At 64.4% G+C, this 24339-nt stretch carries 26 protein-coding genes and 2 tRNA genes; 20 read left to right on the top strand and 8 right to left on the bottom strand.

Annotated features, from left to right (window positions below):
• Positions 1-10: 10 nt before the first annotated feature.
• Together ACP7AU_RS15165 and ACP7AU_RS15160 are read left to right on the top strand one after the other, a co-directional pair.
• Entirely contained in the window at positions 11-268 is a 258-nt protein-coding gene (locus tag ACP7AU_RS15165) for a hypothetical protein (protein WP_426051942.1), read from the top strand.
• Positions 269-305: 37 nt separating this feature from the next.
• Positions 306-1349: an HWE histidine kinase domain-containing protein gene (locus tag ACP7AU_RS15160; RefSeq protein WP_426051941.1), complete on the top strand. Its 1044-nt coding sequence runs from the start codon at positions 306-308 to the stop codon at positions 1347-1349.
• Between the two features lie 223 nt (positions 1350-1572).
• Here the strand turns inward: ACP7AU_RS15160 and ACP7AU_RS15155 are convergent, their stop codons facing one another.
• The 3 genes from ACP7AU_RS15155 to lipB form a co-directional block, all read right to left on the bottom strand.
• Positions 1573-3483, bottom strand: a complete 1911-nt coding sequence (locus ACP7AU_RS15155; protein WP_426051940.1) for an ATP-binding protein — start codon at positions 3481-3483, stop codon at positions 1573-1575.
• Between the two features lie 311 nt (positions 3484-3794).
• A complete protein-coding gene (locus ACP7AU_RS15150; RefSeq protein ID WP_426034912.1) occupies positions 3795-5372 on the bottom strand; it encodes an ATP-binding protein in 1578 nt (525 codons plus the stop codon).
• 54 nt (positions 5373-5426) lie between these two features.
• Entirely contained in the window at positions 5427-6167 is a 741-nt protein-coding gene (lipB, locus tag ACP7AU_RS15145; protein ID WP_426034910.1) for a lipoyl(octanoyl) transferase LipB, read from the bottom strand.
• A gap of 76 nt (positions 6168-6243) precedes the next feature.
• Here lipB and ACP7AU_RS15140 point away from each other — a divergent pair, with 76 nt between their 5' ends.
• From ACP7AU_RS15140 to ACP7AU_RS15100, 9 genes are all read left to right on the top strand, one after another.
• Entirely contained in the window at positions 6244-6495 is a 252-nt protein-coding gene (locus tag ACP7AU_RS15140) for a FliM/FliN family flagellar motor switch protein (protein ID WP_425987590.1), read from the top strand.
• Positions 6496-6537: 42 nt separating this feature from the next.
• A tRNA-Leu gene (locus tag ACP7AU_RS15135) sits at positions 6538-6622 on the top strand.
• A gap of 65 nt (positions 6623-6687) precedes the next feature.
• Positions 6688-8097: a magnesium transporter gene (gene mgtE / locus ACP7AU_RS15130; RefSeq protein WP_426034908.1), complete on the top strand. Its 1410-nt coding sequence runs from the start codon at positions 6688-6690 to the stop codon at positions 8095-8097.
• A 78-nt stretch (positions 8098-8175) separates the two neighbouring features.
• Entirely contained in the window at positions 8176-9684 is a 1509-nt protein-coding gene (locus tag ACP7AU_RS15125; RefSeq protein ID WP_426051939.1) for a glycoside hydrolase family protein, read from the top strand.
• A 44-nt stretch (positions 9685-9728) separates the two neighbouring features.
• Positions 9729-10892, top strand: a complete 1164-nt coding sequence (locus ACP7AU_RS15120) for an isovaleryl-CoA dehydrogenase (protein WP_426051938.1) — start codon at positions 9729-9731, stop codon at positions 10890-10892.
• A 36-nt stretch (positions 10893-10928) separates the two neighbouring features.
• Entirely contained in the window at positions 10929-11417 is a 489-nt protein-coding gene (locus ACP7AU_RS15115; RefSeq protein ID WP_426034902.1) for a helix-turn-helix domain-containing protein, read from the top strand.
• Positions 11410-11793, top strand: a complete 384-nt coding sequence (locus tag ACP7AU_RS15110) for a type II toxin-antitoxin system VapC family toxin (protein ID WP_426034900.1) — start codon at positions 11410-11412, stop codon at positions 11791-11793. Before ACP7AU_RS15115 ends, ACP7AU_RS15110 begins: the two co-directional genes overlap by 8 nt.
• A gap of 162 nt (positions 11794-11955) precedes the next feature.
• Positions 11956-12591, top strand: a complete 636-nt coding sequence (locus ACP7AU_RS15105) for an exopolysaccharide biosynthesis protein (RefSeq protein ID WP_426034898.1) — start codon at positions 11956-11958, stop codon at positions 12589-12591.
• 76 nt (positions 12592-12667) lie between these two features.
• Positions 12668-13327 carry an exopolysaccharide biosynthesis protein gene (locus ACP7AU_RS15100; protein WP_426034896.1) on the top strand — a complete coding sequence of 220 codons (660 nt, stop codon included), beginning with the start codon at positions 12668-12670 and terminating at the stop codon, positions 13325-13327.
• Positions 13328-13735: 408 nt separating this feature from the next.
• Here the strand turns inward: ACP7AU_RS15100 and ACP7AU_RS15095 are convergent, their stop codons facing one another.
• The 3 genes from ACP7AU_RS15095 to flbT form a co-directional block, all read right to left on the bottom strand.
• Positions 13736-14566: a flagellin gene (locus tag ACP7AU_RS15095; protein ID WP_426034894.1), complete on the bottom strand. Its 831-nt coding sequence runs from the start codon at positions 14564-14566 to the stop codon at positions 13736-13738.
• A 325-nt stretch (positions 14567-14891) separates the two neighbouring features.
• Positions 14892-15257, bottom strand: a complete 366-nt coding sequence (flaF, locus tag ACP7AU_RS15090) for a flagellar biosynthesis regulator FlaF (protein WP_425987647.1) — start codon at positions 15255-15257, stop codon at positions 14892-14894.
• Positions 15254-15637 carry a flagellar biosynthesis repressor FlbT gene (gene flbT / locus ACP7AU_RS15085; RefSeq protein WP_425987607.1) on the bottom strand — a complete coding sequence of 128 codons (384 nt, stop codon included), beginning with the start codon at positions 15635-15637 and terminating at the stop codon, positions 15254-15256. The genes flaF and flbT overlap by 4 nt, the downstream gene beginning before the upstream one ends.
• 138 nt (positions 15638-15775) lie before the next feature.
• On the opposite strand from flbT, the gene ACP7AU_RS15080 reads away from it, so the two are divergent.
• From ACP7AU_RS15080 to ACP7AU_RS15045, 8 genes are all read left to right on the top strand, one after another.
• Positions 15776-17563 (top strand): tetratricopeptide repeat protein, encoded by a 1788-nt coding sequence (locus ACP7AU_RS15080; protein ID WP_426051937.1) that lies wholly within the window; start codon positions 15776-15778, stop codon positions 17561-17563.
• A 415-nt stretch (positions 17564-17978) separates the two neighbouring features.
• Complete coding sequence (locus ACP7AU_RS15075) at positions 17979-18410, top strand: hypothetical protein (RefSeq protein WP_426034890.1); 432 nt, start codon at positions 17979-17981, stop codon at positions 18408-18410.
• Entirely contained in the window at positions 18407-18622 is a 216-nt protein-coding gene (locus tag ACP7AU_RS15070) for a hypothetical protein (RefSeq protein WP_426051936.1), read from the top strand. The genes ACP7AU_RS15075 and ACP7AU_RS15070 overlap by 4 nt, the downstream gene beginning before the upstream one ends.
• A gap of 63 nt (positions 18623-18685) precedes the next feature.
• Complete coding sequence (locus ACP7AU_RS15065; RefSeq protein ID WP_426034886.1) at positions 18686-19558, top strand: AAA family ATPase; 873 nt, start codon at positions 18686-18688, stop codon at positions 19556-19558.
• A 114-nt stretch (positions 19559-19672) separates the two neighbouring features.
• Positions 19673-20554, top strand: a complete 882-nt coding sequence (locus ACP7AU_RS15060) for a methyltransferase type 11 (RefSeq protein WP_426034884.1) — start codon at positions 19673-19675, stop codon at positions 20552-20554.
• Positions 20555-20684: 130 nt separating this feature from the next.
• A complete protein-coding gene (locus ACP7AU_RS15055) occupies positions 20685-21278 on the top strand; it encodes a YfbR-like 5'-deoxynucleotidase (RefSeq protein ID WP_426036035.1) in 594 nt (197 codons plus the stop codon).
• Positions 21279-21282: 4 nt separating this feature from the next.
• A complete protein-coding gene (locus ACP7AU_RS15050) occupies positions 21283-22224 on the top strand; it encodes an NUDIX hydrolase (protein WP_426051935.1) in 942 nt (313 codons plus the stop codon).
• Positions 22225-22323: 99 nt separating this feature from the next.
• Positions 22324-22413, top strand: a tRNA-Ser gene (locus tag ACP7AU_RS15045).
• A gap of 161 nt (positions 22414-22574) precedes the next feature.
• Here ACP7AU_RS15045 and ACP7AU_RS15040 read toward each other — a convergent pair.
• Together ACP7AU_RS15040 and ACP7AU_RS15035 are read right to left on the bottom strand one after the other, a co-directional pair.
• Positions 22575-22874, bottom strand: a complete 300-nt coding sequence (locus ACP7AU_RS15040; protein WP_426051934.1) for a hypothetical protein — start codon at positions 22872-22874, stop codon at positions 22575-22577.
• Positions 22875-23247: 373 nt separating this feature from the next.
• Entirely contained in the window at positions 23248-23655 is a 408-nt protein-coding gene (locus ACP7AU_RS15035; RefSeq protein WP_426051933.1) for a hypothetical protein, read from the bottom strand.
• Positions 23656-23794: 139 nt separating this feature from the next.
• Between ACP7AU_RS15035 and ACP7AU_RS15030 the strand changes: the two genes are divergently transcribed.
• Positions 23795-24205 (top strand): hypothetical protein, encoded by a 411-nt coding sequence (locus ACP7AU_RS15030; RefSeq protein WP_426051932.1) that lies wholly within the window; start codon positions 23795-23797, stop codon positions 24203-24205.
• The last annotated feature ends 134 nt before the right edge of the window (positions 24206-24339 follow it).

Here is a 24339-nt window from a genome sequence, read left to right as displayed (position 1 = left end):
ACGTTAGAATATGACTTATAACATCGGCGTCACCAGCGAGCGTCTGGGACGGATCGTCGAAGAGGCGACAAGCGAAGTCTATATATTCTCGGCTAACGATTTCACGTTTCTGCTCGTCAACAGAGGCGCGCGGGAAAATCTTGGCTATATCAGCGCTGAACTCTCCGCGTTGACGCCTTGGGACTTGAAACCAGAGATAGGCAGGGCCGATTTCCTGTCCATGATCCGCCCGCTTTTTTTCGGGAGAGATCGAACGTCTGGACTTTGAGACGATTCATCGCCGCAAGGACGGCACCGACTACAATGTGGCCGTCCAGCTTCAACTCTTTGAAGAGGAGGGCGATTGCGTCTTTTACGCAGCGATTCAGGACATCACCGCGCACCGTCGTCTGGAGCAGGAAACCCGCGCGCTTGCTCGTCGGCTTGATGCGATCCTGGACAACACCACCATGTCCGTCTTCGTCATGGACGAGAGTCAACAGTGCACGTTCATGAACAAGGCCGCCGAAAAACTCACGGGTCATGCCTTTGCCGAGGCGACCGGACGCCCGCTTCATGATGTGATCCATCATACCTACCCGGACGGACGGCCTTTCCCGCTTTCAGAATGCGCTATCGACCGGGCTTTCCCTGAAAACGCCGGGACGCCGGGGGAAGAGGTTTTCATTCACAAGAACGGTTCGTTTTACCCCGTCGCCTTCACCGCCAGCCCGATCCGAAACGACGAAGCCAGGGTCGTCGGTACGATTATCGAGGCGCGCGACATCAGCGAGGAGAAGCGCAACGAGGAGGCCCGAAGGCTCCTGATGCACGAGGTCGATCACCGCGCGCGAAACGTCCTATCGATCGTGCATTCGCTCACACGCCTTACACGTGCCGACGATCTGGAATCCTACAAGGAAATCCTCGTGGGCAGGATCAACGCCCTAGCGCGCGCGCAGACGTCCCTGGCCAGTCGTCGATGGGAAGGGGGCCGACTCAAAGATGTCGTGAGGGAGGAATTGGAGGCCCTCTGCCCCAGGGAAGCTACCGAATTCGAAGGTCCCGAGGTCGCCCTGTCGCCACAGCAGGTTCAGCCGATCAGCATGCTGCTCCTTGAGCTGGCGACGAATGCGAACAAGTACGGAGCCTGTAGCCGGGTCGGTGGGCGCGTGTCGGTCACCTGGACTGTCAAGGAGCAACAAGTGATGCTTGAGTGGCGCGAAACCGGGGGCCCGCAGGTCGTGGCGCCCACGCGGGAAGGGTTTGGCTCGTCTCTGAAAGCCAGCGTCGTGGCTCAGATCAAAGGAACCATCACCCGATCCTGGGAGCCAACGGGACTTGTCGTGGACGTCGCTTTTCCACTCTGAGCGGCGAGGTCTATCAGGCCTTGCCATGCCGGCTTCAGATGGACGGACACAGGCGATGCCGAAATTCGACGGGTAAGCGATGTCGTCGAGTGGGCTGGCGAGGTGAGACCGATTCCCCCCCCCCGGCGGTCGGCAGCGCCGATAGAGCCTGATCGGCGGGCACCAACCCCAACGCCAGGCCCCCGAAACCGTGAGCCCGGCGCGCGCTGAAGCCGGATGTCGATCAGGCTGCGGAGACGGTTGCTCGTTCGGCCGCCCCAATCAACAGGATTTCCTGCAACAGAAGCGCTGGCGAGATTGGCTTGCCGACCACTCCGTCCATGCCCGCCGCCATGTATTCCGCCCGATGAGAGTCGAGCACATTCGCAGTCAGCGCAATGACGGGAACACGCCCGATGCGTCCAGCCAGATCTCGCATTCGGCGGGTCGTCTCCAGCCCATCCATTTCCGGCATCTGGATATCCATCAGGATGACATCGAAACGGGCGTTCAACGCCATTTCGATGGATTCTGGCCCACTCTGCGCTGTCTTCACCACCGCACCCATGCGCCGGAGCAGGGTCGAGGCGATCAGCAGATTGGTCGTATTGTCATCGACCACAAGAACACGGGTCCCGTCGAGCAGACTGTCGCCGGCGTCCTGGGCTTCCGTCGCTTGCTGTGGTCCGCAGTGCGGAGCAGGAATTTCGAGATGAAACGTCGAGCCCTTGCCCGCTTCACTCACCAGGTGGACACCCCCGCCCATCTGTTCGGCGATCTTTCGCGTGATCGCCAGGCCAAGGCCTGTGCCACCAAAGGTTCTCGTCGTTGATCTGTCGGCCTGTTCGAACCGCTGAAACAGACCAGCCTGGGCCTCTGTCGAAATACCAATGCCCGCATCCGAGACATCGAAGCAAAGGACTCGCCCCTCATCACGTTCGACGGAAGTGACGATCATCTCGACATGCCCCTCTGGTGTGAACTTGACAGCATTCCCGATCAGATTGAAAAGACATTGCTTCAGTCTTAGAGGATCCAGGTGCGCCTCCCCTACCAAAGGATCTATGCGACAGCGGAACGCGAGCCCCTTCTTCAGACACTGGGGTTCGAAGGTGGCGGCAATCAACTGAACAAGGCGCTTGATATCGGTGGTCTCGGGCGAGAGTGACATCTTGCCCGCCTCGATCTTGCTGAAGTCGAGAATGTCGTTGATGACGGAATTGACAAGCTCTCCCGAACTCGACGCCGCCTCGAGCAACTTTTTCCCTTCTGATGTTAAAGGTTCAGTCTTCAAAAGATGAAGCGATACGATCACGCCATTCAGAGGCGTTCTTATTTCGTGGCTCATCGAGGCCAGAAATTCTGATTTGGACCGACTGGCTTGTTCTGCGGCAGCGAGCGCAACCTTCAAACTCCGCTGCGACCGCCGGGCCACCAGGCTGAAGTAAAAAATCGCAGCTGCGCTTATGGTTACAAACGCTACGATATACGGCCATGTAATAGAAATAAAATGGATCGCAGGACGATGTGAGGTCCATCTTAACGAGAGAAACGGCTGACCATTTTGATCGTCGATCGTGATCGTTACTTTGTCGGAAGGCAACGGAGTTGCAATCGGCACAATCTGGGCGTCTTGCAAATCGTATCGATCCGCAAGAACGCCGATGAATGACGAATCGATCGCCTCTGCGGTGACTATGACTGGCGCAAGGTCACCCGGCAGCGCTGTTCCAAAATCCGGCTGCACCAAGGTTGCAACCACGATATAAGGCGCCCCGGCGATCTGGCTGACCGCTGACGCCTGGATCGGCGACGAAATCATCCGCGTGTTTCCTGGCTCCAGCCGGAACGGGCCACGTTGGATTTCCCGCCGTCTGATTTCGGAAATCAGGGGGATTGCGTGCGCCGCGAGCGCGGTCTCGACGGCGGGCGATGCCGGTCCGTCCTTGTCACGCGAGAACACGACTGTTTCACGACTGTCCAGCACGGAGACCAGATCGAATCCGCTGGTCTGGGTCAGGAAGGTCCCGACGTTCGCCGCCGCCCATACGGGGTCGAAGTTCTGATCGAGATTCGCAACTGCGCCGTCCCAATTGGCCTGTGGCACCACGGCAGCTCGCAGTTCCGCGCTTCTCGCAGCGAGGCCGTTCCGCATCAGTTCTCGTTCCGAGGAGTCTGCAATCTCGTCAACGCCAACTGCAGCTCGCCAGAGCAGGAAGATCAGTGAAGCAACGACAATCAATATGGCGAGGGTTAGGGCTGCCGTTTCGCCGATTTAAAATCGGTCTTGGAGACTTTTTTTGTTCATCAAGAAATGATGCTTTCCATTTCCTGTAAAAATCACAATTCCAGAATATGTAGAAATACCTACAACAACCTGAGCGCCGGAGACATTTGATCGCGTCGCCGGGCTTCTTCAACGTGACCCACCCCCGTCGGACATTGGGCGAGACCGCTCACCGCCCCCTACTCCACCACCGCCTGGGCGATCCCGGCCAGCAGGCTCGCCGCCGTCACCGGCTTGGCCACGTGCAGGTCCGCCCCCGCCGCCAGCGCCTCATAGCGGTGCTGGGCCATGGCGTTGGCGCTCAGCATAATAATCGGGGTCCGCAGCCCACCACGCTCGGCCATGCGGATCGCGCGGGTCGCGGTCAGGCCGTCCATGACCGGCATCTGCATGTCCATCAGGATGACGTCGAAGCGCGACCGCGCCACGGCCTCCACGGCCAGGGCGCCGTTCTCGACTGTGACCACCTCCGCCCCCGCCGAGCCCAGGATCAGCTGAACCACCCGCTGGTTGGTCGGATGGTCCTCGGCCAGCAGGACCCGCAGCGACCGCTCGGGCAGATAGAGGGGAACCGGCCCCGTTGCGACCGGGGCGGCCAGGCCGTCGTACTCCTCGAGCGCCACCACGCGCTGCAAGGGCAGGGTCAGGGTGAAGGTCGAGCCCTCGCCAGGACAGGACCGCGCCTCGACCACCCCGCCCATCAACTCGGCCAGGGACCGGCAGATAGACAGGCCCAGTCCCGTGCCGCCGAACCGCCGGGTGATGGAGGTGTCGGCCTGGTTGAATCGCTGGAACAGGGTCGCGCCTGTAGCAGCGTCGAACCCTACGCCGGTGTCGGACACGATGAAGGTCAGGACGCCCTCGCCGACCTCGTCGCCGCTCACATCCCAGTCGACGGTGACAGAACCCTCTGAGGTAAACTTGACCGCGTTGGACAACAGGTTGTTGATGATCTGGCCGATGCGGGTGCTGTCGCCCATGAAGACGCCGCGCGCGCCAGAGCCTTGGCGTTCCTCGAACATCAGCCCCTTTTCGGCGGCGCGATTGTGTGACAGGTCGATGATCCCGGCCAGGGCCTCGCCAAGATCGAACTGGCGGGATTCGAAGTCCAACTGGCCGGCCTCGATCTTGGACACGTCCAGGATGTCTGAAACCAGCCGCTCCAGCGTCACCCCGGCGCCCTGGATCAGGTCGACCATCTCGCGCTGTTCGGGGCTCAATTCCGTGCGGCGCAGGGAATCGACGATCCCGATGACCCCGTTCAGCGGGGTGCGGATCTCATGGCTCATATTGGCCAGGAAATCGGACTTGGCCCGGCTGGCTGCCTCGGCCGCGGTCTTGGCCTCGATCAAGGCCTGATCGGCTGCGACCCGGTCGGTGACTTCGCGGGCCACGCCGTAGATCCGGTCGTCGAACCGGTGGGCGCGCCATTCCAGGGTGCGATAGCCGCCGTTTCGGTGCCGGTAGCGGTTGACCTGGCCCAGGACGGGATCGCCGGCCACGCGGTTTTCCACCTCGACCACGCTCTCTCGCGTCGCCGGCAGGTCATCCGGGTGGACCAGACGCAGCAATTGCGTCCCTTCCAGCTCCTCGGCGCGCCAGCCGAGATGGGTTTCCCACGACCTGCTGACCTTCAGGATCGTGCCGTCCAGGTCGCGGATGACCAGCATGTCCAGGGTGACGTCGAAGAACGTCGACAGTTCGGCGCCGGCCACAGGGCGCGTCTGAGGCGCGAACACCGCCATCATTCCATCCATGCAGCCCCCCTCACGCGACTCAACCCTGACCAGCGTCAGAATACAGCTTCAACGTTAAGAGCGCATGTCGGCGGCAGCATCATTTTCGACCACTCCGAAGACACGGACGAAACTTGTCTTCAGGGCCGCATCCGCTTCGTCCATCGTCCCGGGCACGCCCAGGTCCCGCAGACTGGTCACCCCGTGCTCGGCGATTCCGCATGGCACAATGCCGCTGAAATGATCCAGATCGGGCTCGACGTTCAGGCTGATGCCGTGGAAGCTGACCCATTTCCTGACCTTGACGCCGATCGCGGCGATCTTGGCCTCTCCGCTTGTCATCCGCGAAGACGGGGAGCGGCTATCAGGGACGACCCAGACCCCGACCCGTCCCTCGCGCACATCGGCCGCGACGCCGAGCTCGCCGAGCGCCCCGATCAGCCATTGCTCCAGACCGCGCACGAAGCCGCGCACGTCCCTGCCCCGCTGGTTCAGGTCCAGCATGACATAGGCCACCCTCTGGCCCGGCCCATGATAGGTGAACTGCCCGCCCCGCCCCGTCCGGTGGACCGGGAAGCGCCCGACATCGATCAGGTCGTCGTCCTTCGCCGAAACGCCCGCCGTATAGAGCGGCGGATGCTCGAGCAGCCAGACCCGCTCGGCCGCCTCGCCGGCTGCGATCAGGGTGACGCGGGCCTCCATCTCGGCGACAGCGTCCTCGTAGGGAACATAGCCGGGCTCGATCACCCATTCGACGGGACGACCGTCGGGGCGGATCAGCGAGGAAACGGCGGCGCTTAACGGCTCGGCAAGCATGATGGCCTCAATGTGAGCGTGAGGGCCGCCAATGCAAGTTCCGCCGCCAGTACCCTCCAGCGTATCCGGAGATCCCTTGAGCCAGATCGAAGCCGTCGATGTCGAGCTGTCCATCGTGCTGGGCCGCTCCGTGCTGCCTATGTCCCAGCTCCTGAAGATGGGCCGTGGCGCCGTGATTCCGCTCGACGCCTCCGAACACGACGAGGTCTGGATCCTCGCCAACAACCACCCCGTCGCCCGCGGCCAGATCGAAATTCGCGAAGACCGGATCGCCATCACCGTCACCCGCCCCGCCGACCTCTACGACTTCATGGCCGGCTCGGCCTAGACGCCGCTTTATCTCTCCGCTATCAGCCCCCCTCCGATGCGAGCGGTCGTGGCGGAATTGGTAGACGCGCAGCGTTGAGGTCGCTGTGGGGCAACCCGTGGAAGTTCGAGTCTTCTCGACCGCACCATCAGACTAGGGACTAAGAATCCGGCACTACCAGGCTGATTCACATCGAGAGAGGGAGGCCCCCGCGTGAGCGAACGAACCGCCACTCTCGATCCCGACGTCAACGAAGACCACGAGGCGCTGGACGAGGACTATGTCCTGACAGCGTCCTTCGTGGAGAAGGTGGTCGATGCCGCCGACGACGGCGACGGGATACGGCTGCGTTCCCTGCTGGAAGACCTGCACCCCGCAGACGTCGCGGACCTGATGGGTTTCCTGACCGCCGAGCATCGTGGCGTCGTGGTCCTGTGGCTGCCGCCCGAACTGCTGGCCGAGACCTTGCCGGAGCTCGACGACGGCATCCGCGAAGAGGTGCTGGAACGCGTCGCCCCGGGCACGCTGGCCGAAGCGCTGCAGGAACTGGATTCCGACGACGCCGCCGCCGTTGTCGAGGACCTGGAGGATGACCAGCGCGAGAAGGTGCTGGCCGCCATGCCGGCGACCGACCGCGCCGCGATCGAAAGCTCGCTGGGCTATGCGGAGGACTCCGCCGGCCGCCTGATGCAGCGCGAGGTCATGGCCGCACCCCTGTTCTGGAGCGTCGGCGACACCATCGATCACGTCCGGGCCCAGGGTGAGGACCTGCCCGAGCTGTTCTTCGACATCTATGTCGTCGATCCGCTTAACCGCCCGGTCGGCGGCATCCCCATCAGCGGCCTGTTGCGCGCCGCGCGGACCGTGAAGCTGTCGGACCTGATGGAGTCGGTGAACGCCATCGCCGCCGACACCGACCAGGAAGAGGTCGCCTATGTCTTCGAGAAATATCACCTGATCTCGGCGCCGGTCGTCGATGCGGCTGGCCGTCTGGTCGGTCAGATCACCGTCGATGACATCGTCAACATCATCCAGGAAGAGAACCGCGAGGACATCCTCCGCCTCGCCGGTGTTCAGGACGAGGATCGCGGGTCTTCCGTCACCGAGATCGTGCGCGGCCGCGTGCCCTGGCTGGCCATCAACCTGATCACCGCCGTCATCGGCGCCAGCGTCATCGGCTGGTTCGAAGGCACCATCCAGCAGATCGTCGCCCTGGCCATTCTCATGCCGATCGTCTCGGCCATCGGGGGTAACGCAGGGACGCAGGCGCTGACGGTGACCGTACGGGCCTTGGCGACGCGCGAACTGAACAGCTCGAACGCGCCCAGGACCTTCATGCGCGAACTGGTCGTGGGCCTGGCCAACGGCTTGATCCTCGCCCCGCTGATCGGCCTGGCCACGGCGCTATGGTTCCGGGACGAGGACTGGAAGATCGGACTGGTCATCGGCACGGCCATGGTGCTGAACCTGGTCGTCGCCGCGACTGTCGGAGTCCTGACGCCATTGACCCTGTCCAAGCTGAAGTTCGACCCGGCTGTCTCGTCCGCCGTTTTCGTCACGGCGACGACCGATTTCTTCGGGTTCCTGATCTTCCTGGGCCTCGCGACCATCGTCCTGTTGTAAGAACGAAGTCGAACGGCGCGACCCTTGCTCCCTCCCCCGTGGGGCGACCGCGCCCTGTCTCGATTTGGGTCATTACCGGTGTCCGACGCAGCCAGGCAGAATCTCAAGGTCTCCCGCGAGGGGATCGTGCTGATCAAGAGTTTCGAGGGTTTCCGGCCCCGGGCGATCCAGCGCGCCGAAGGCGGCTGGATCATCGGCTACGGCCACACCCTGTCAGCCCGCGAGGGCGCCTCGGTGTCGGAATCCGACGCCGAACTGCTGCTGCGCTACGACCTCCTGCCCGTCGAGGCGTCGGTCAATGAGGCTGTCCCCGGCGACCTGAACCAGCATCAGTTCGACGCCCTCGTGAGCTTCGCCTTCTCGGTCGGCGTCGATCGTTTCGCCGGTTCCGACGTCCGCCAGCGGCTCAACGCCGGCGCGCCCGGCGAGGCTGCTGACGCCATGATGGGCTGGCCCGAGCCCGCCCTGCCGGAGACCGCCCTGCGCCGCCGCGCCGCCGAGCGTGCCCTGTTCGTGGCCAACCCTTTGACGCCGGTCGCTCTGTCCGACCTGCTGTCCGCCCCCCTGCCTCTTCCCGCCATCGTCGTTCCCTTCGACGAGCCGAAGGTCGAGTCCCGGACCGAAGCCCTGAGCGGACCCGAGCCGGTCCCGGGCGCCGGCGGGGACGTCTCCGCTCCGGTCGACCCGCGGGCCGCCGCCGTCGCCGCCCTGCTGGGCGAATCGACCGCGCGCATTGTCGAGACCGATGCGCCGCCGGCGCCCTCCAACGACAACCCTTCGGCCGCTGATCCGCCCGAGACGGATGCCGTCTCGCCGGAGCCGACTGGTGAGCCGCCGAGCGACGAACAACTGGCTCCCGAACCGGATATCGAAACCGCTCCCAAGGTCGAGACCGGGACCGCCCCGGAGCCGACGTCCACCCCCGCGCCGGTCGTCGATACCGTGATCCTGAACGCGACCCGTTACGCGCCCTACAGCTCCGTGATGATCGGCCCCCTGCCCTTCCTGCAGGCGGCGACGGTCCGCGAGGAACCCACCGGGCCCGAGGTCCGCAAGACCGAGCCTGCGGTCGAAACGACCGTGCCCGAGGCTGTAGAGACCGCACCCTACAACGATCAAATCGCGGCGATCGCCGAGTTGTCGGCTGTTCCGGTCGAAACCGTCGTCGTCAATCCGGCCCCGGTCGCCGAACTGGTGCTGACCCCGCTGGAGGATGCGCCCGAACCCGCCATGGAACGTCCCCTGTGGACGCCCGAGCAACGCGGCGCACCTGACGCCTCGGATAGCAATCTGTTCGGCGACGACCTGACCCTGACTTATGGCGGCGGCTCGATCATGCGCCACGAAATCGAGATGGAGGCTCCGGCCCGTTTCGACTGGAGCGAGACCGGCCCCTTCATCTTCATGGGCGGCGTGGGCCTGGTCTCGTTCGGTGCCTCAATGGCGGCCTTCCGCCGCGCGGCGGAACAGTCCGGCGGCAACGAACTGACCCTGATCGGCTGGGTCCTGGCCCTGATCGGCCTGGCTTGCGTCGGCGTGTCGTCGATCAACCTCTACCGTCGCTTCGGTCTGCCCGGCGGGGACTGAGACCCCCTCCCCACCCCGGTAGGGATCGTGCTACGCCGCTCGCCATGAGCATTCCGAACGCACCCCAATCAATGGAATTCGGCCTCGGCGAGAACGCCGACATGATCCGCGAGACCACGGCCCGCTGGGCCGCCGACCGCCTGGCCCCTAGGGCCGCCGAGATTGACGAGACCAACACCTTCGCCCGCGACCTGTGGCCCGAGATGGGCGAGCTGGGTCTGCACGGTATCACCGTTCCCGAAGAGGACGGCGGCCTCGGCATGGGCTACCTCGAGCACGTCGTGGCGATGGAAGAAGTCTCCCGCGCCTCCGCCTCGATCGGCCTCAGCTACGGGGCCCACTCCAACCTCTGCGTCAACCAGATCCGCCGCTGGGGCAGCGACGCGCAGAAGCGCAGATACCTGCCCAAGCTGATCAGCGGCGAACACGTCGGCTCCCTGGCCATGTCCGAGGCCGGATCGGGCTCCGACGTCATGTCGATGCGCACCCAGGCCCGTAAGGACGGCGATCGCTACGTCCTCAACGGCACGAAATTCTGGATCACCAACGCCCCGCACGCCGAGACGCTCGTCGTCTACGCCCGTACCGGCGAGGGCAATGGCGGCGTCACCGCCTTCCTGATCGAGAAGGGCATGAAAGGCTTCAGCGTCTCCAAGAAGCTGGACAAGATGGGCATGCGCGGCTCGGACACCGCCGAACTGGTGTTCGAGGACTGCGAGGTCCCGGAAGAGAATGTCATGGGCCCCGTCGGCGGCGGCGCCGGCGTGCTGATGAGCGGCCTGGACTACGAGCGGGCGGTGCTGGCGGCGGGTCCGCTGGGCATCATGCAGGCGGCGCTGGACGTCGTCCTGCCCTACGTTCGCGAGCGGAAACAGTTCGGCAAGGCCATCGGCTCCTTCCAGCTGATGCAGGCCAAGGTGGCCGACATGTATGTCGCCCTGAACTCGGCCAGAACCTATGTCTACGCCGTCGCCAGGGCTTGCGACGCCGGCAAGACCACCCGCTATGACGCCGCCGGCGCCATCCTCCTCGCCTCCGAGAACGCGGTGAAGGTCTCGCTGGAGGCCGTCCAGGCCCTCGGCGGCGCCGGCTACACCAAGGAATGGCCCGTCGAGCGGCTGGTCCGCGACGCGAAGCTGTACGACATCGGCGCCGGCACCAACGAGATCCGGCGGTTCCTGATCGGACGGGAGCTGCTGGGGTCGTAAGTTGCGCGCAAACTTTGGCAAGCCTTTAGTTCGCAAGTGGCAAACCTCGACCAGTATCTCTCACGCAGGCGCGGCAGGCAGGCCGAGCTTGCAAGACGATTGGGGCTCGGCGCTGGAACCCTCAGTTCTATTCGCAGCGGCCAGCGAAGACCGTCGATTACATTGGCGAAGCGTATCGAAGACGCGACCAACGGCGAGGTCTCGGCTGCGGCGCTTCTGGGCCTGTCAGAGATGGCCGTTGAGTTCGATCATCAGCTTGCGGCACACGATCTCGGCGACGGTCGCTGGGCGGTGAATGTCGGCCCGGGCGGATCTGCCGTCCTGACGCCTCAGCTGGTTCACGAGCTGGGCTTCGCATCCGGCGATCAACTCGTTTTCGTGAAGACAGCGGGATCGGTGAACGTAACATCCGCGTCCGACGCCCTCGCCCGTGCTCGCAAGATGTTCGCACAACGCGTACCGGCCGACATGGATGTCGTTGGAAAGTTCATCGCCGATCGGCGCGCCGAACCCGCGCGTGAATAGGGCGGTCATCGACGCCTCGGTGGTGCTGGCGGCATTGAAGGGCGAAACGGGCGGTGAGCGGTTGGCGGATCTGCGCGCCGGCCGGCTGATCAGCTCGGTCAATCTGACAGAAGTGGGAACCCGATTGCTCGACCTTGAGTTTTCGGACCGGCAGGCCCTCTCAATGGTCGAGGCGCTCGGGCTGACCGTAGTCCCATTCGACGCACAGACGGCTGTCCGCGCCGGACTGTTGCGGGAGAAGACGAGGACCGCAGGTCTGCCGCTGGGAGACCGCGCCTGTCTGGCTCTGGCCGCCACCTTGTCACTGCCGGTTCTTACGGCCGATCGAAACTGGGACCGGGTGTCGGCGGACGTCGAGGTCCACCAGATCCGCTAGGCGGGAACCTCCCTTGCTGGCGTCGACTTCCTTCCGGGGAAGAAGACGCACTCATCCCCGCCAAATCCGCAGCCCGGCAAACGGCCGCCGGCGCAGCCCTGTCGACCAGGCGCCGCAATTGATCCGCTCGAAACCGTCGCCTTCGGGCTCTAAGGTCGCCTCATGAGCCTGACGGAGACCTCGACCGGCCGCCCCCGCCGCTTCTCCGATACGCTGGAGCGGATGGGCGCGCACGGCGGCGAGAGGCTGCATCTCGGCGAGATCGTCGAGGCGTTCGGCGAACGGGCCTTCGGCGCCGTCATGCTGCTGTTCGCCATCGTCAACATGCTGCCCTGGCCGCCCGGCGGCACGACACTGACCGGTGCGCCCCTGCTGTTCCTGTCCGCAGAGCTGGCCTGGGGCCGGGACAGGCTGTGGCTGCCCCGATGGCTCGGAGGGGCGTCGGTCAAGCGGGACAGGTTCCGCACCCTCAGTGGCCGGCTGATGAAGATCATCCGCTTCTCGGAGGCCCTGTCGCGGCCGCGTCTGTATTTCCTGACCGGGCGTCTGGGTCAGGGCCTGATCGGCCTCGCCTGCCTGTGCCTGTCCGCCATACTCGTCCTGCCCGTCTTTGGAGGAAACCTGATCCCGGCCGTGGCGATCGGCTTCTTCTCTCTCGGCATCATGCAGCGGGACGGCCTGGCGGTACTGCTGGGCTGGATCATGACAGGCGTCACGGTGGCCGTCCTCATCCTCGCCTGGACCCTTGTCGTCGCAGGCTTCACCGCCGGGTTCGATTGGTTCGGTCGGATCGTCTAGTTCTTTCGGAATGTTAAGTGGCGGTTCGTCGCCTGCGTGCATAGATCGTCATAACCCCTCGCCGAGCCCATCTCTGATGCCCGACTACGATTTTCAGAGCGACCACCGGCCCTTCTCCCGGGTGCTCGACGACATCGGGGCCAAGGACGATCCGAAGCTCTATCTCGGCGAGCTGGTGAACGCCTTCGGAGAGCGGGGCTTCGGTGCCCTGATGGTCTTCTTCGGCCTGATCAACGCCATCGCCTCCCCCATCCCCGGCTCGACCACGATCCTTGGCGCGCCCATGCTGCTGATCTGCCTGCAGCTGGTCATTCGCCGCGATCAGCTCTGGATGCCCCGATGGGCGCTGAAATCCAGCCTGCCGCGTGAGAACTATCGCGCCACCATCGGCAAGGTGCGCAAGCCGCTCCAGTTCGTGGAGAGACTGTCCAGACCGAGGCTCGATTTCATGAGCAGCGAAATCGCCGAGGTCGTGATCGGGGTCGTCACGACCTTGCTGACTCTCATCGTCATGCTACCGATCTTCGGCGGCAACCTGTTCCCGTCCCTGTTCGTGGCCCTGTTCGGCTTCGGCCTGATGCAGCGTGACGGGGTCCTGATCGGCGTCGCCTGGCTGGGCGTCGCCGGCTTCTGCATCTTCGTCTGGGCCGCCTGGGAGCTGATCTCCCGCCTGTTCCTCGCCAGCGCCGGCTGGTTCCTGAGCGTGGGCCACGGGGTTCAGGGGCTCTTCTCCTAGCTCAGGCAGCGAGACGCCGCGCGTCGAGCGGTAGAGCGACACAGGCAAACAAAAAGGCCCGCCGGAGGAATCCGGCGGGCCTCATTGTCTGACCGCGTTACGGTCGGACCTTAGCAGCCTGAAAGGATCAGGCCCGGACCTCGCAAGAGGACCAAGCTTCGGTCACCGTACGGGTTTGGGACAATGAGATCACTTGATCACCTCCTTTCGACTGTTGAACAGGGAGGTTGAAGGTAGGGGTGGTTCGGAGCTTTCGCAAAGCCCCCCTCCGCATTTCGTGATCGCCACGCTCAAGCAGCGAGAGACGACCCAACCCACGCTCGATCAGTGAGGCTCGCCAAGCCGGGCGATGGCGCTCCGAAAAGCAAAACGCCGGGGAGCGAAATCCCCGGCGTCCTGTACGCTTACTCAGCTTCTGAACAGCGACAGCAGGATTTGAGGCGCCTGGTTGGCGATGCCCAGCGCCTGGACCCCGAGTTGCTGCTTCGTCTGCAGCGACTGGAGCTTGGCGCTTTCCTTCGCCAGGTCGGCATCCACCAGATTGCCCACCCCGGATTCCAGTGCGTCCGTCAGTTTCCCGACGAAGGTGCGGTGGGTCTCCAGAGCCTTCGACTTGGTGCCCAGACGCGCGAGCGCGGAGGACACGTTGTCGATCGAGGCGTTCACCAGACCCAGAGCCGTGGCGGCCAGGGTCGAGGTGCCGATGGTCGTGGTCGTCGCAACGGTGACGTTCGTCGAACCCAGCGACAGCACCTCGGGGGTGACAGTCAGCGAGCTCGTGCCCGCCGCGTTGGCCAGAGCCTGGAAGCCGGTCGCGCCGGTCTTCAAGAGGTTGATCCCGTTGAAGTCGGCGTTTCCGGCAACCGTGTTGATCTGGTCGCGGATGGACTTGAAGTCCTCGTTCAGCGCCTTCCTTGATGCCGTCGTCAGCGACTTGTCAGTCGCCGCCAGTGCCTTCTCCTTCAGTTGCAGCAAGAGATCCGAGATGCTCTCGCCGGCCGCCAGTCCCACGTCCACCGCCGATATGCCGCGGTCGAGCGAGGATTTCACCGCCCCCAGGGCGCCGATGTCGGCCCGCTGACCCTGGGCGATCGCCCAGATGGCCCCGTTATCCTTGGCGCTGGAGACCTTTTTCCCGGTGTTAATCCGGGTCTGGGTCATCGCCAGATCGGCGTTGGTGGCGTTCAGGTTCTGCAGCGCGACGAGCGCGCCAAGGTTCGTATTGACCGAGTTGGCCATGGTAGAGTCCTTCCATTCTGGTCGGGGGAGCGGCCTTCTGGCCGTTGAACCGGTTCTGGTCCTGCGCGCGGTCTCGCAAGGACCGCGCCGGGCCGATCAGATTGAAAGGATTGGGAAAGTTATCCGGCCTTCGCGGCGCCCGGCAATTTCCCGCCAGTCAGCGCCCTACTTTGCCGACCCGAACGGGTCCTGGAGCATGATCGTTTCTGGTGTACCCGCTTCGCGGGTCCTACATGAAGCGTGAATCATGCTCTCACCTGGATCTGGAGCCTTATTCACGGCATCAGAGGAATCGCGAAGCGATTCCACCTTCGCCGATCAGGCTCTAGGGCGCGGGCGTAGCTTGCGGGGCCAGGCCCTGCATGATCGAACGGTTGATATCGATCAGGGGCTCGAAATCCTCTTCGCCGCGCATGACGGCCGAGGAATGGCGGCCGACGAACAGGCTGATCGAGATGATCTGGGCCTTCAGCGGATTGTTCAGCTGGTTGTCGGAATCGGAGCAGTCGGTGGCCAGAACCGACCAGAGGCGACGGTTCCAGTCCAGGGCGTCGATGCGGGTCTTCACGTCGCTCATGTCGACGGTTGCGGCGTGCATCAGCGCGCGCGTGACCTGTCCGAACAGGCGGTATTCCATCTCGCGCGGCGTCTCGGTACGCGTCGACGCCTGGGCATAGGCCTTCAACATCAGGTCAGGCTTTCCTCGTAGTCGACGATCTTCCGCGCGCTCATCAGGGCCTTGTAGTATTCGCGCGCCATCACGTGCTTCGACGCCGCGACGCAGTCGACCATGACGGCCGGGTTGCGCGTGGCGCTCATGAACTCGGTCAGGCGGGTGACGAACTCGTCGTAGACCTTGGGTGCGGAGCTTTCGTCCAGGTACATCATCATGACCGGGAAATAGATGCGCTTGGCGGGCGTGGTGACGTCCTCCAGCTGCATGATGTCCTTCTCGCGCAGGACCGAGGCCTTGTTCTGCAGAATCAGCACGCCGCGTCGGTCGCCGTTCTGCACGACGGCTCCGTTCAGGACGAATTTCTCCCCCGGCTTCAAGGAAAGTTTCAACGGCATCGGCGCCCTCCTGCATCCGCTTGATTCCGACATAGCCGGGCGGTGACTGCCGCAGGCTAAACAGCCGTAGTTAACCATGTGTTCTAGAGCGCGGCCGTATTGCCCCTTATCAGCCCTTCTCCCGCGCCGAGACCCGCCATGCCCGTCGTCGATCCCTCGCCCTCCGAACTGGCCCTGGGTCATATGCCGATGGCCCAGGGATCGGCCGGCGACGCCGCCTCCCCCGCCGCGATCAGGCGCCTGTCGCACGCGCTCGCCGACCGCAAGGGATCCACCCTCAAGGCTCAGAAGAAGACGATCGAATCGCTGAAGGCGGCCCTCGCCTCGATCCGGGTCGGCGACTATGACGCCGGCGCGCGCCGCTGCCTGGCGATCCTCCAGACGGATGGAAGGAACGGTCTGGCCTGGCACGTCCTGGCGATCTGCCGTGAGAAGGCCGGTCACCTGTCCGAAGCGCTGAACGCCTACGACGCGGCGCTCCGCATCCGGCCCGAGGATGCGAACATCGCCCACGATCTGGCCCGCCTCGCCCAGCGTCTCGGCCACCTCGACATCGCAGAGAAGCTGCTGCGGAAATTCCTGCTGATCGAACCCGGCCATATCGAGGGCACCAACAACCTGGCCTGCGTCCTGCGCGACCAGAAACGCTACCAGGAAGCCATCGACGCCCTGCGAGAACTGATCCAGATCGAGCAGACCAATCCGACGCTGTGGAACACGCTCGGTACGGTCCTCAGCGACCAGGGCCAGATGAAGGAATCCCTGACCTTCTTCGATGAGGCGCTGCGGATCGACCCGGCCTTCGCCAAGGCGCGCTACAATCGCGCCAACGTCCTCCAGCCACTGGGTCGGCCTGCAGAGGCTCTGGACGATCTGGATGAAGCCCTGAAGGGCGCCGAGACCCCCTACGAGCACGCCATGATGCGGATGGCGCGGGCCATGACCCTGCTGGGCCTGGGCCGGCTCAAGGAGGGGTTCGACGCCTACGAAGTCCGGCTGGATCCGGAAATGCCCGAGGCGATGCACGTCGTGGTGGATGCTGCACGGTGGGATCCGGAGACCGAGGACATTCGCGGCAAGCGGCTTCTTGTTGTTGGCGAACAGGGCATCGCCGACGAGATGGTGTTCGGGACCTGCCTGCCCGACGTGATCGAAGCGGTCGGCCCGGAGGGCAAGGTCTTCATCGCCGTCGAACCCCGCCTGGTCGATCTATACCAGCGCTCCCTCCCGACCGCCGTGGTCGGCGGGCACCGGGCGGTACGGATCGAGGGCCGCCTGACCCGCTACTGCCCCTTCATGGAGGAGGTCGCGGAGACTGACGGCAAGGCCGACTGCTGGACACCGATGGCCAGCCTCAGCGCCGTCTATCGCCAGAGCCTGGCCGCCTTCCCGGACCGCGACGGCTATCTGACGCCCGACCCCGCGCGGGTTGCCCACTGGAAGAGCGAACTGGAAGCGCTTGGCCCGGGCCTGAAGATCGGCCTGCACTGGAAGAGCCTCGTTCTCACCGGCGTGCGCGCCCGCTACTTCTCCAGCTTCGAGCGCTGGGAGCCGGTCCTGACCACGCCCGGCTGCGTCATGGTCAACCTGCAGTGCGGTGACGTGACCGAGGATCTCGCCGCCGCCGAAGCCGCCGGGGTGAAGATCTGGACCCCGCCGATCAATCTGAAGGACGACCTGGACGACCTTGCCGCCCTATCCAACGCGCTGGACCTCGTCATCGGTCCCGGCATCGCCGGCACCAACCTGGCGGCGGCGACCGGAGCGCGGACCTGGCTGATCCATGCTGCGGACGACTGGCACCTGCTGAACACAGACCGCTACCCCTTCTATCCGCGCGTCCGCACCTTCGCGACCGGCGGCTTCGATGGCTGGCCGAGGGCGATCGCGGCAGTGCGGGCGGCGCTGGAGGCAGAGGTGGGCTGACCTCCTGCCCTTTCCCATGGGGAAGAGGGAGCTCACGTAACGTAACTGGATTTTCGTGCCTCCCCGCCTTCGCGCTCATGCACGGTTTTTAATGACGACAAGGCAATACCCATCAACGGATCGTCCGATTTCGTCTCTGAAAACAACCCCCGGCTCAATTTAGAGCCTTTATCGCAGGCTCCCCTCAAACCTGTCGTACACTATCCCCCAAACGGTCTTTGACAATCCGTAACGCCGTCCGGACCGCCAATTCCGGTAATCCTGTCCGCCGGGCAGACCGACTGGCCGCAAGCCTCTGATTTCCCTCACCAGACCAGTCGTTTCGTCCGTTTCGTCATCCTGAAATTCGTCCAGACTCTCCGGACGGAACGCACGGCAAAGCCACGGCGTTGATCTCTCACACAGGGAGGCGGCCATGCCAGATTTGGACGATCAGGATCAGTCCGAAGTCTTCGACGAAGACAACAACGACGCCTCGGAGACCGGCGGCGTCACCAACGAGTTCAAGACGTTCGAGGAAATGCCAGAAGTGCTCGACGTCACCTTCGCCGATGGCGACGCGGACGAGGAGGAGTTCGACGAGGACGATCAGAATCTCGAGGACGCGCTCGGCGCCGATGGGGTCGACCCTGAGGCGGACGCCCAGTACGGCGCCGACGGAACCCGTATCAATGAGACGGACCTCGGCGCGGACGAGCCCGGGCAGGGCGAGGTGGAGCTGGTCTATGCCGGCCTGATGGAGGACGTGCAGGGCGCGCAGGCCAGCGCAGCCCACTGGGAGGCCAGGACCCTGTCCGACGACGATATCGAGGACCTGGGCTACGGCCCTGTAGGAGACGAAAAATGACCGACGCCCCCCACGGCACCGGAAGGCCGCGCGATCCCGACCTTGATACCGACACCCCGCACGCCCGCTCCGCAGAGCGTCTGGAAGGCAAGCCCGACCAGTTGAAAGAGAAAAACGGCGACGCCGAAGATCGCCAGGAAGCCCTCCTCGACGAAGGCGTGGAAGAAACCTTCCCGGCCAGCGACCCGGTCTCGGCCAAACGGATCAACTGAAACTGATCGTTGTTAACCGGCCGCGCCATCGGCTAGTCGTGGTCCGAACCCACGGAGCATCCGATGACGCGGCCGACCGACCGGTTCGAGGGCACCTCGAACTATATCGCCACCCAGGACCTCAAGATCGCGGTCAACGCTGCCGTCGCCCTCGAACGGCCCCTGTTGATCAAGGGCGAGCCCGGCACCGGCAAGACCGTCCTCGCCTACGAAATGGCCAGGGCGTTGAACGCCCCGCTGATCACCTGGCACATCAAATCGACGACCAAGGCCCACAACGGCCTCTATGAATACGACGCCGTCAGCCGCCTCCGTGACAGCCAGCTGGGCGAGGAACGGGTCCACGACGTCCGCAACTACCTGAAGCCTGGCAAGCTGTGGGAGGCCTTCACCTCCCCCGTCCGCCCGATCCTGTTGATCGACGAGATCGACAAGGCCGACATCGAGTTCCCCAACGACCTGCTGCAGGAACTCGACCGGATGGAGTTCTTCGTCCAGGAGACGGGCGAGACCATCCGCGCCGAGGTCCGGCCGATCGTGGTCATCACCTCGAACAACGAGAAGGAACTGCCCGACGCCTTCCTGCGCCGCTGCTTCTTCCACTACATCCGCTTCCCCGACGACGAGACGATGAAGGCGATCATCGCGGTGCACTTCCCCGGCATCAAACCCCGGCTGGTGTCCGAGGCGCTGAAGACCTTCTACGAGATCCGCGACACGCCCGGCCTGAAGAAGAAGCCGTCGACCTCCGAACTGCTGGACTGGCTGAAGCTGTTGATGGTCGACGACGTCCAGCTCGAGACCCTGCGCGAGACCAGCCCCAACAAGCTGATCCCGCCGCTTCACGGCGCCCTGCTGAAGAACGAACAGGATGTGCATCTGTTCGAGCGGCTGGCCTTCCTCAATCGTCGCGAAGGCTCACGTCCCGGCGCTTGAGATACGGCCCATTCCTGACATGTGACGAACAGATATCGTCAGATCGATTACCGCGATTTCACTGGAATAGTGCCGGCCACTGTTCAAGATGAAGGCCTGAAGAGGAACCTGTTGATGCGACTGCTTCTCGCCACCATCTGCACCGCTAGCCTGATGACGGCAGCCTGCGACGGCGAATCCGTGCGCATATCCACGACCACGACCGATTCCGGCCCCAAGGGGGTGCTGAAGGTCATCGACACCCTTCAGTGCCCGGAGACCATCGGCGTCCTGACCCGCAAGGGGACGGCCCACGCCGGCGGCGCCACCTGCCTCTACAGCGGCCCGCGCGGCGCCGAGGTCACACTGCAACTCGTCACCCTGAGGGACCAGACCGCCGATGCGGTCCTGCAGCGCTTCGAGACGACCCTGGCCGCCGACATGCCGCACACGACCGCCGAACTTCGCGCATCCGCCGACGCGGCCCGCGCCCAGTCCGCGGCCGATGACGCCCGGGTCCAGGCCGATGTCGCGGCGGTGGCCGCTGATGTTGCGGCGGTCGAGGCGGACGCTGCCGCTTCGGCGGCCGACAGCGCCCACGTCCGCGCTCCCGGCATGGCCATTGACGCCGAGGGCGACCGCGCCCGCGTCCGTCTGCCCGGAATGAGCGTCGACGCCGAGGGCGACAAGGCCAGCGTTCGTTTCGGCGGCTTCTCCATCAACGCGGACGACAGCAGCCAGAGGGTGGACATCAGCTCGTCCGACGAGAGCGTGAGCGTCCAGGCCCACGACGACGCGGCGGAAATCCGCACCCGCGCCCCCGGCGAGGCCACGCGCCGCACCTATATGCTGACCGACCGGACGCCCGCCGACGAGGGCTGGAGGCTGGTCGGCTTTGAAGCGCGAGGCCCCGTCGGCGGTCCGATCGTCATCGCCACGGTGCGCGCCAAGGACCGCGACAGCGACGGCGTGTTCGATTCCGCCAAGGATCTGGTCGCGCTGAACGTCGGCGAATAACGCGCCCAAGCTTGATCCCGCAGTCCGGATGGGTCACCTGACCTGCCGTTCGCCGATTGGATCACCCGCCTTGGCCGTTCCGCCCTCCCCTCGTGCATCCAGGACCCCGGCGCCGCGCGCCTGGCAGCGCATGTTGTCCGGCCGCCGCCTGGACCTGCTGGATCCCTCGCCATTCGACATCGAGATCGAGGATATCGCCCACGGCCTGGCCCGCGTCGCCCGCTGGAATGGCCAGACCATCGGCGAGCACGCCTTCTCCGTCGCCCAGCACTCCTGCGTCGTCGAGGAGATCGCCGCCCACATCAAGCCGGGTCTGGAGCCCAGATGGCGGCTCGCCGCCCTGCTCCATGACGCCTCCGAATACGTCATCGGCGACATGATCTCGCCCTTCAAGGCGGCGCTCGGCGTCAGCTACAAGTCGTTCGAGGCTCGGCTGGAAGACGCCATCCACGTCCGCTTCGGCCTGCCGCCCAAGACGCCAGTCCGGATCAAGAAGCTGATCAAGAGCGCGGACAAGGCCTGCGCCTTCTTCGAGGCCACTCAGTTGGCCGGGTTCAGCGCGAAGGAAGCCCTCGGTTTCTTCGGCCCACCGCCACCCGGCTATGACCTGATCATCGATCCCCTGCCCGCTCCGGTCGCCCAGCAGCACTATCTGGAGCGCTACCGCATCCTCGCCGAGGCCGTGGGCATCCTGCCCGCCGCCGAGGCCTGGCACAGGGAATAGCGCCATGTCCTGGGGCGGCGAGCACGGGGTCCGCATCGGCCTGTCCGCCGTCGTCATGGCGCTGCGCTCGGGTCGCCTCTGCATCCTGACCACAGAGACGCCGGAGAGTAAACTGGCCCTGCCGTTCGGCCCGTTCGACCCGGCCGGGGACCGCACCTTCGAGCGGGCCCTGCGATCGTTCGTGACCGCCCAGACCGGCTTCGGCCTCGGCTTCGTCGAACAGCTCTACACCTTCGGCGACGCAGGCCGCGCCGCGCCGCGCCCCACCCCCGGTCCCGACCGCCAGCGTGAAGTCTCGGTCGGCTATCTGGCCCTGACCGCCGAGGCCGTGGACATGGCCCCGTCCGGGGCCCGCTGGATCCCGGCGCTGGAAATCTTCCCGTGGGAGGATCGCCGTGCGCCCGCCACCAAACTGACCACCGACATGGTCAACAGCTTGACGACCTGGGCCGGCGGCGATTCCCGCCGGGTCGACCGGATCGAAGCCCTGTTCGCACCGTCCGCCTCCGTCCGCTGGGACGAGACCCGCGTGCTGGAACGCTACGAACTCCTCTATGAGGCCGGTCTGGTCGCCGAGGCCGCGCGCGACCGCGACGACGCCTCCCCGCTGGACCTGTTCGACCGCCAGATGGCCTCCGATCACCGCCGCATCCTCGCCACCGGCCTGGGCCGGCTGCGCAGCAAGCTGCGGTACCGCCCGGTCCTTTTCGAACTGACCCCCGCGACCTTCACCCTGTCCGCGCTCCAGGCCGCTGCCGAGGCCGTCGTCGGCCTGAACCTGCACAAGCAGAACTTCCGCCGCGGCGTGGAACGCACCGGCCTGGTCGAGCCCACCGGCCGCCTGTCCCCTGGGACCGGAGGCCGCCCGGCCGAGCTCTTTCGCTTCACCGGCGCCGGCCCGCGCGACGGCCAGGCCCCCGGCCTCGCCCTGCCAGCCCTGCGCTAGATCCTCCACATCCGGAAAATCGTCCGCGCCCGCTTGCGGCCCGGCCCCGACCCCATTAGAGAAGCCGCTCGCTTTCGACCGAGCGTCCTACGGCCCCGCGGAGAGGTGGCAGAGTGGTCGAATGTACCGCACTCGAAATGCGGCGTGCCTTTACGGGTACCGTGGGTTCGAATCCCACCCTCTCCGCCACCGGCCCATTTATTCATTTATTACAATGACTTGAATGGCCTCCACTGAAGGATGTGTCGCACTTTGTGTCGCATTCCAGTGTCGCACTGCTGTGTCGCAGTGAAAGGCACACGGCGATGCTAAGCTCGACGACGGCTTCTACGGGGAGGATGGGTCTGACCCTATGAGTCGTAGCGCTCGTTCGGTTGCCAGATCAGGCTCGTGCCTGCGGGCTTGTCCACCACATGCCACGTTCCGATCTGGTTCGCCGGCGAATGCGTGGTCAGTTCCTCAAGGGTCCGGTGGCCGTGCTCGATCACGTAGCGGATCCCGAACTGGGCGAGCATGGATTTATGATCCCGCACCCGCTCGGTAATCATGCCTTGAACGAAGGCCCGCACCTCGGTGATGGACTCGGCGACTAGGGGTTCGTGGCCGACAAGACGATCACCTGCCCAGGTGGAGACGGCATAGTTCTGCATGGTGTTTCCTCGACGCTTGATTGCGTCACAAGGAATATATCAGCTGCAATATCAGGTGGTTGCGGCATTTATCGTGTGAGCGAGGCATCGTCGCTCCGCGAAAAGAGCGGTCTCTGTCGTTAGGCCATGCGCATCGCCGAGACAGATCCCGGTGCTGACCATTCCGGATGGGTCTCCACCCTCGTCCGTCAGCTGGATGCGCACTGTCAGCGAGATCGCCATTGTCCGGTGTCCGCCCCTCGCAGAAGTCAGCGGCGTCCGCTGATGGCGGTGGTAACGGAGGTCCGCTTGTCGGCTCCCTGCCAATATCCGTTTTCGACCCATCTCGGACTCCCGGCCTGTCCGCTTCTTGGGGTGGCGCTTATCTTTCCCGTCAGGGGCAACGGCGCATGGTCAACACCTGTCGCATACCGCTGTCCATTTGAAGGATCGTCCCATCGCTCTCCACGAAACCAATCGGTCGAACCTCATTGCCCGTTACTTCCAGCCGCAAGGTGGTCTCGTCGCCCCACATCTTGTCGGGGTCCGGTGGATACAGGCGAAAACGCCCTGATAGGTCTGCATAGGACTCGACTTGGGTGATGCCTCCGATTTTGATGAGTTCAAGTTCTGACCTTCCCGCACGATAGGTCAGGCCGCGATCTGTGATCGTGACTGTGGCCCCCTCAGAGCCACAGTCGTCTATGTTAACGGGGGTCCACTCGCCCACAATCCTTGGGGTCGGATCAGGTTGACAGGCACCGACGAGCAGCAAGGCGGCGCTGACCAGAAATCGTTTCATGACTGTCGCTCCAACTCAGCCTGCTTCGACAGTCGCAGGGCAGGCTTGATCGGGCGTTAATCGGTCACAGATGAGAGCGTTAGCATCGGCGTTGCGGACGTTCGTTTGTCATTGTCCGTAGCGACGTTAGTCTCGTCCCATGAGGATTTGGCTGATCATCTTGGCGAGTGTGGTGGCCTTGGCAGTCGGTTTGACAGGGTGGGCCAAGTTCGGCCCGCTCGATGAGAGAACCGCCATCCTTGTTCGGCAGCCCCACGGATCGATCGAGCAGGGCGGAAAACTCGGTGTGGACGTCGGCGATACTTGGAGCGCGGCTGATCGCGCCCTGAGACAGCAGGGCAACATCGGCAAACCCTTCCACAAGGTGGGCTGGTCCAATGAGCCAAACCCATTCGGCCAGTATCTCGATGAGCCAGTTTTAGTAGGGGAAGCGCAGGCGCTTTATCGCGATACGAGTTGGCAGAATGGAGTTGTCACCCTCCGCCTGAGGGATGGCGTCGTTGTCGCTATCCAATGGAGCTACGTCGGTCCGTTTTTCATCGACACATGACCACGTCCGCTTTTAACGGTGGGCTCAACCGGTGACCGCAACACGCTAGCTTTTCTTCGGAGATGGAGCGTGGGTCATGAAGCAGCGGCGACGGATCTATTACTCGGCGGCCCAGAGGGCTGAAATCTGGGATC

It is taken from the genome of Brevundimonas sp. SL161, assembly GCF_049896985.1.
In the GTDB taxonomy this organism is placed as follows: domain Bacteria; phylum Pseudomonadota; class Alphaproteobacteria; order Caulobacterales; family Caulobacteraceae; genus Brevundimonas.
Note: the sequence above shows the minus strand (reverse complement) of the source record. Positions and strands in the feature narration are given on the sequence as shown.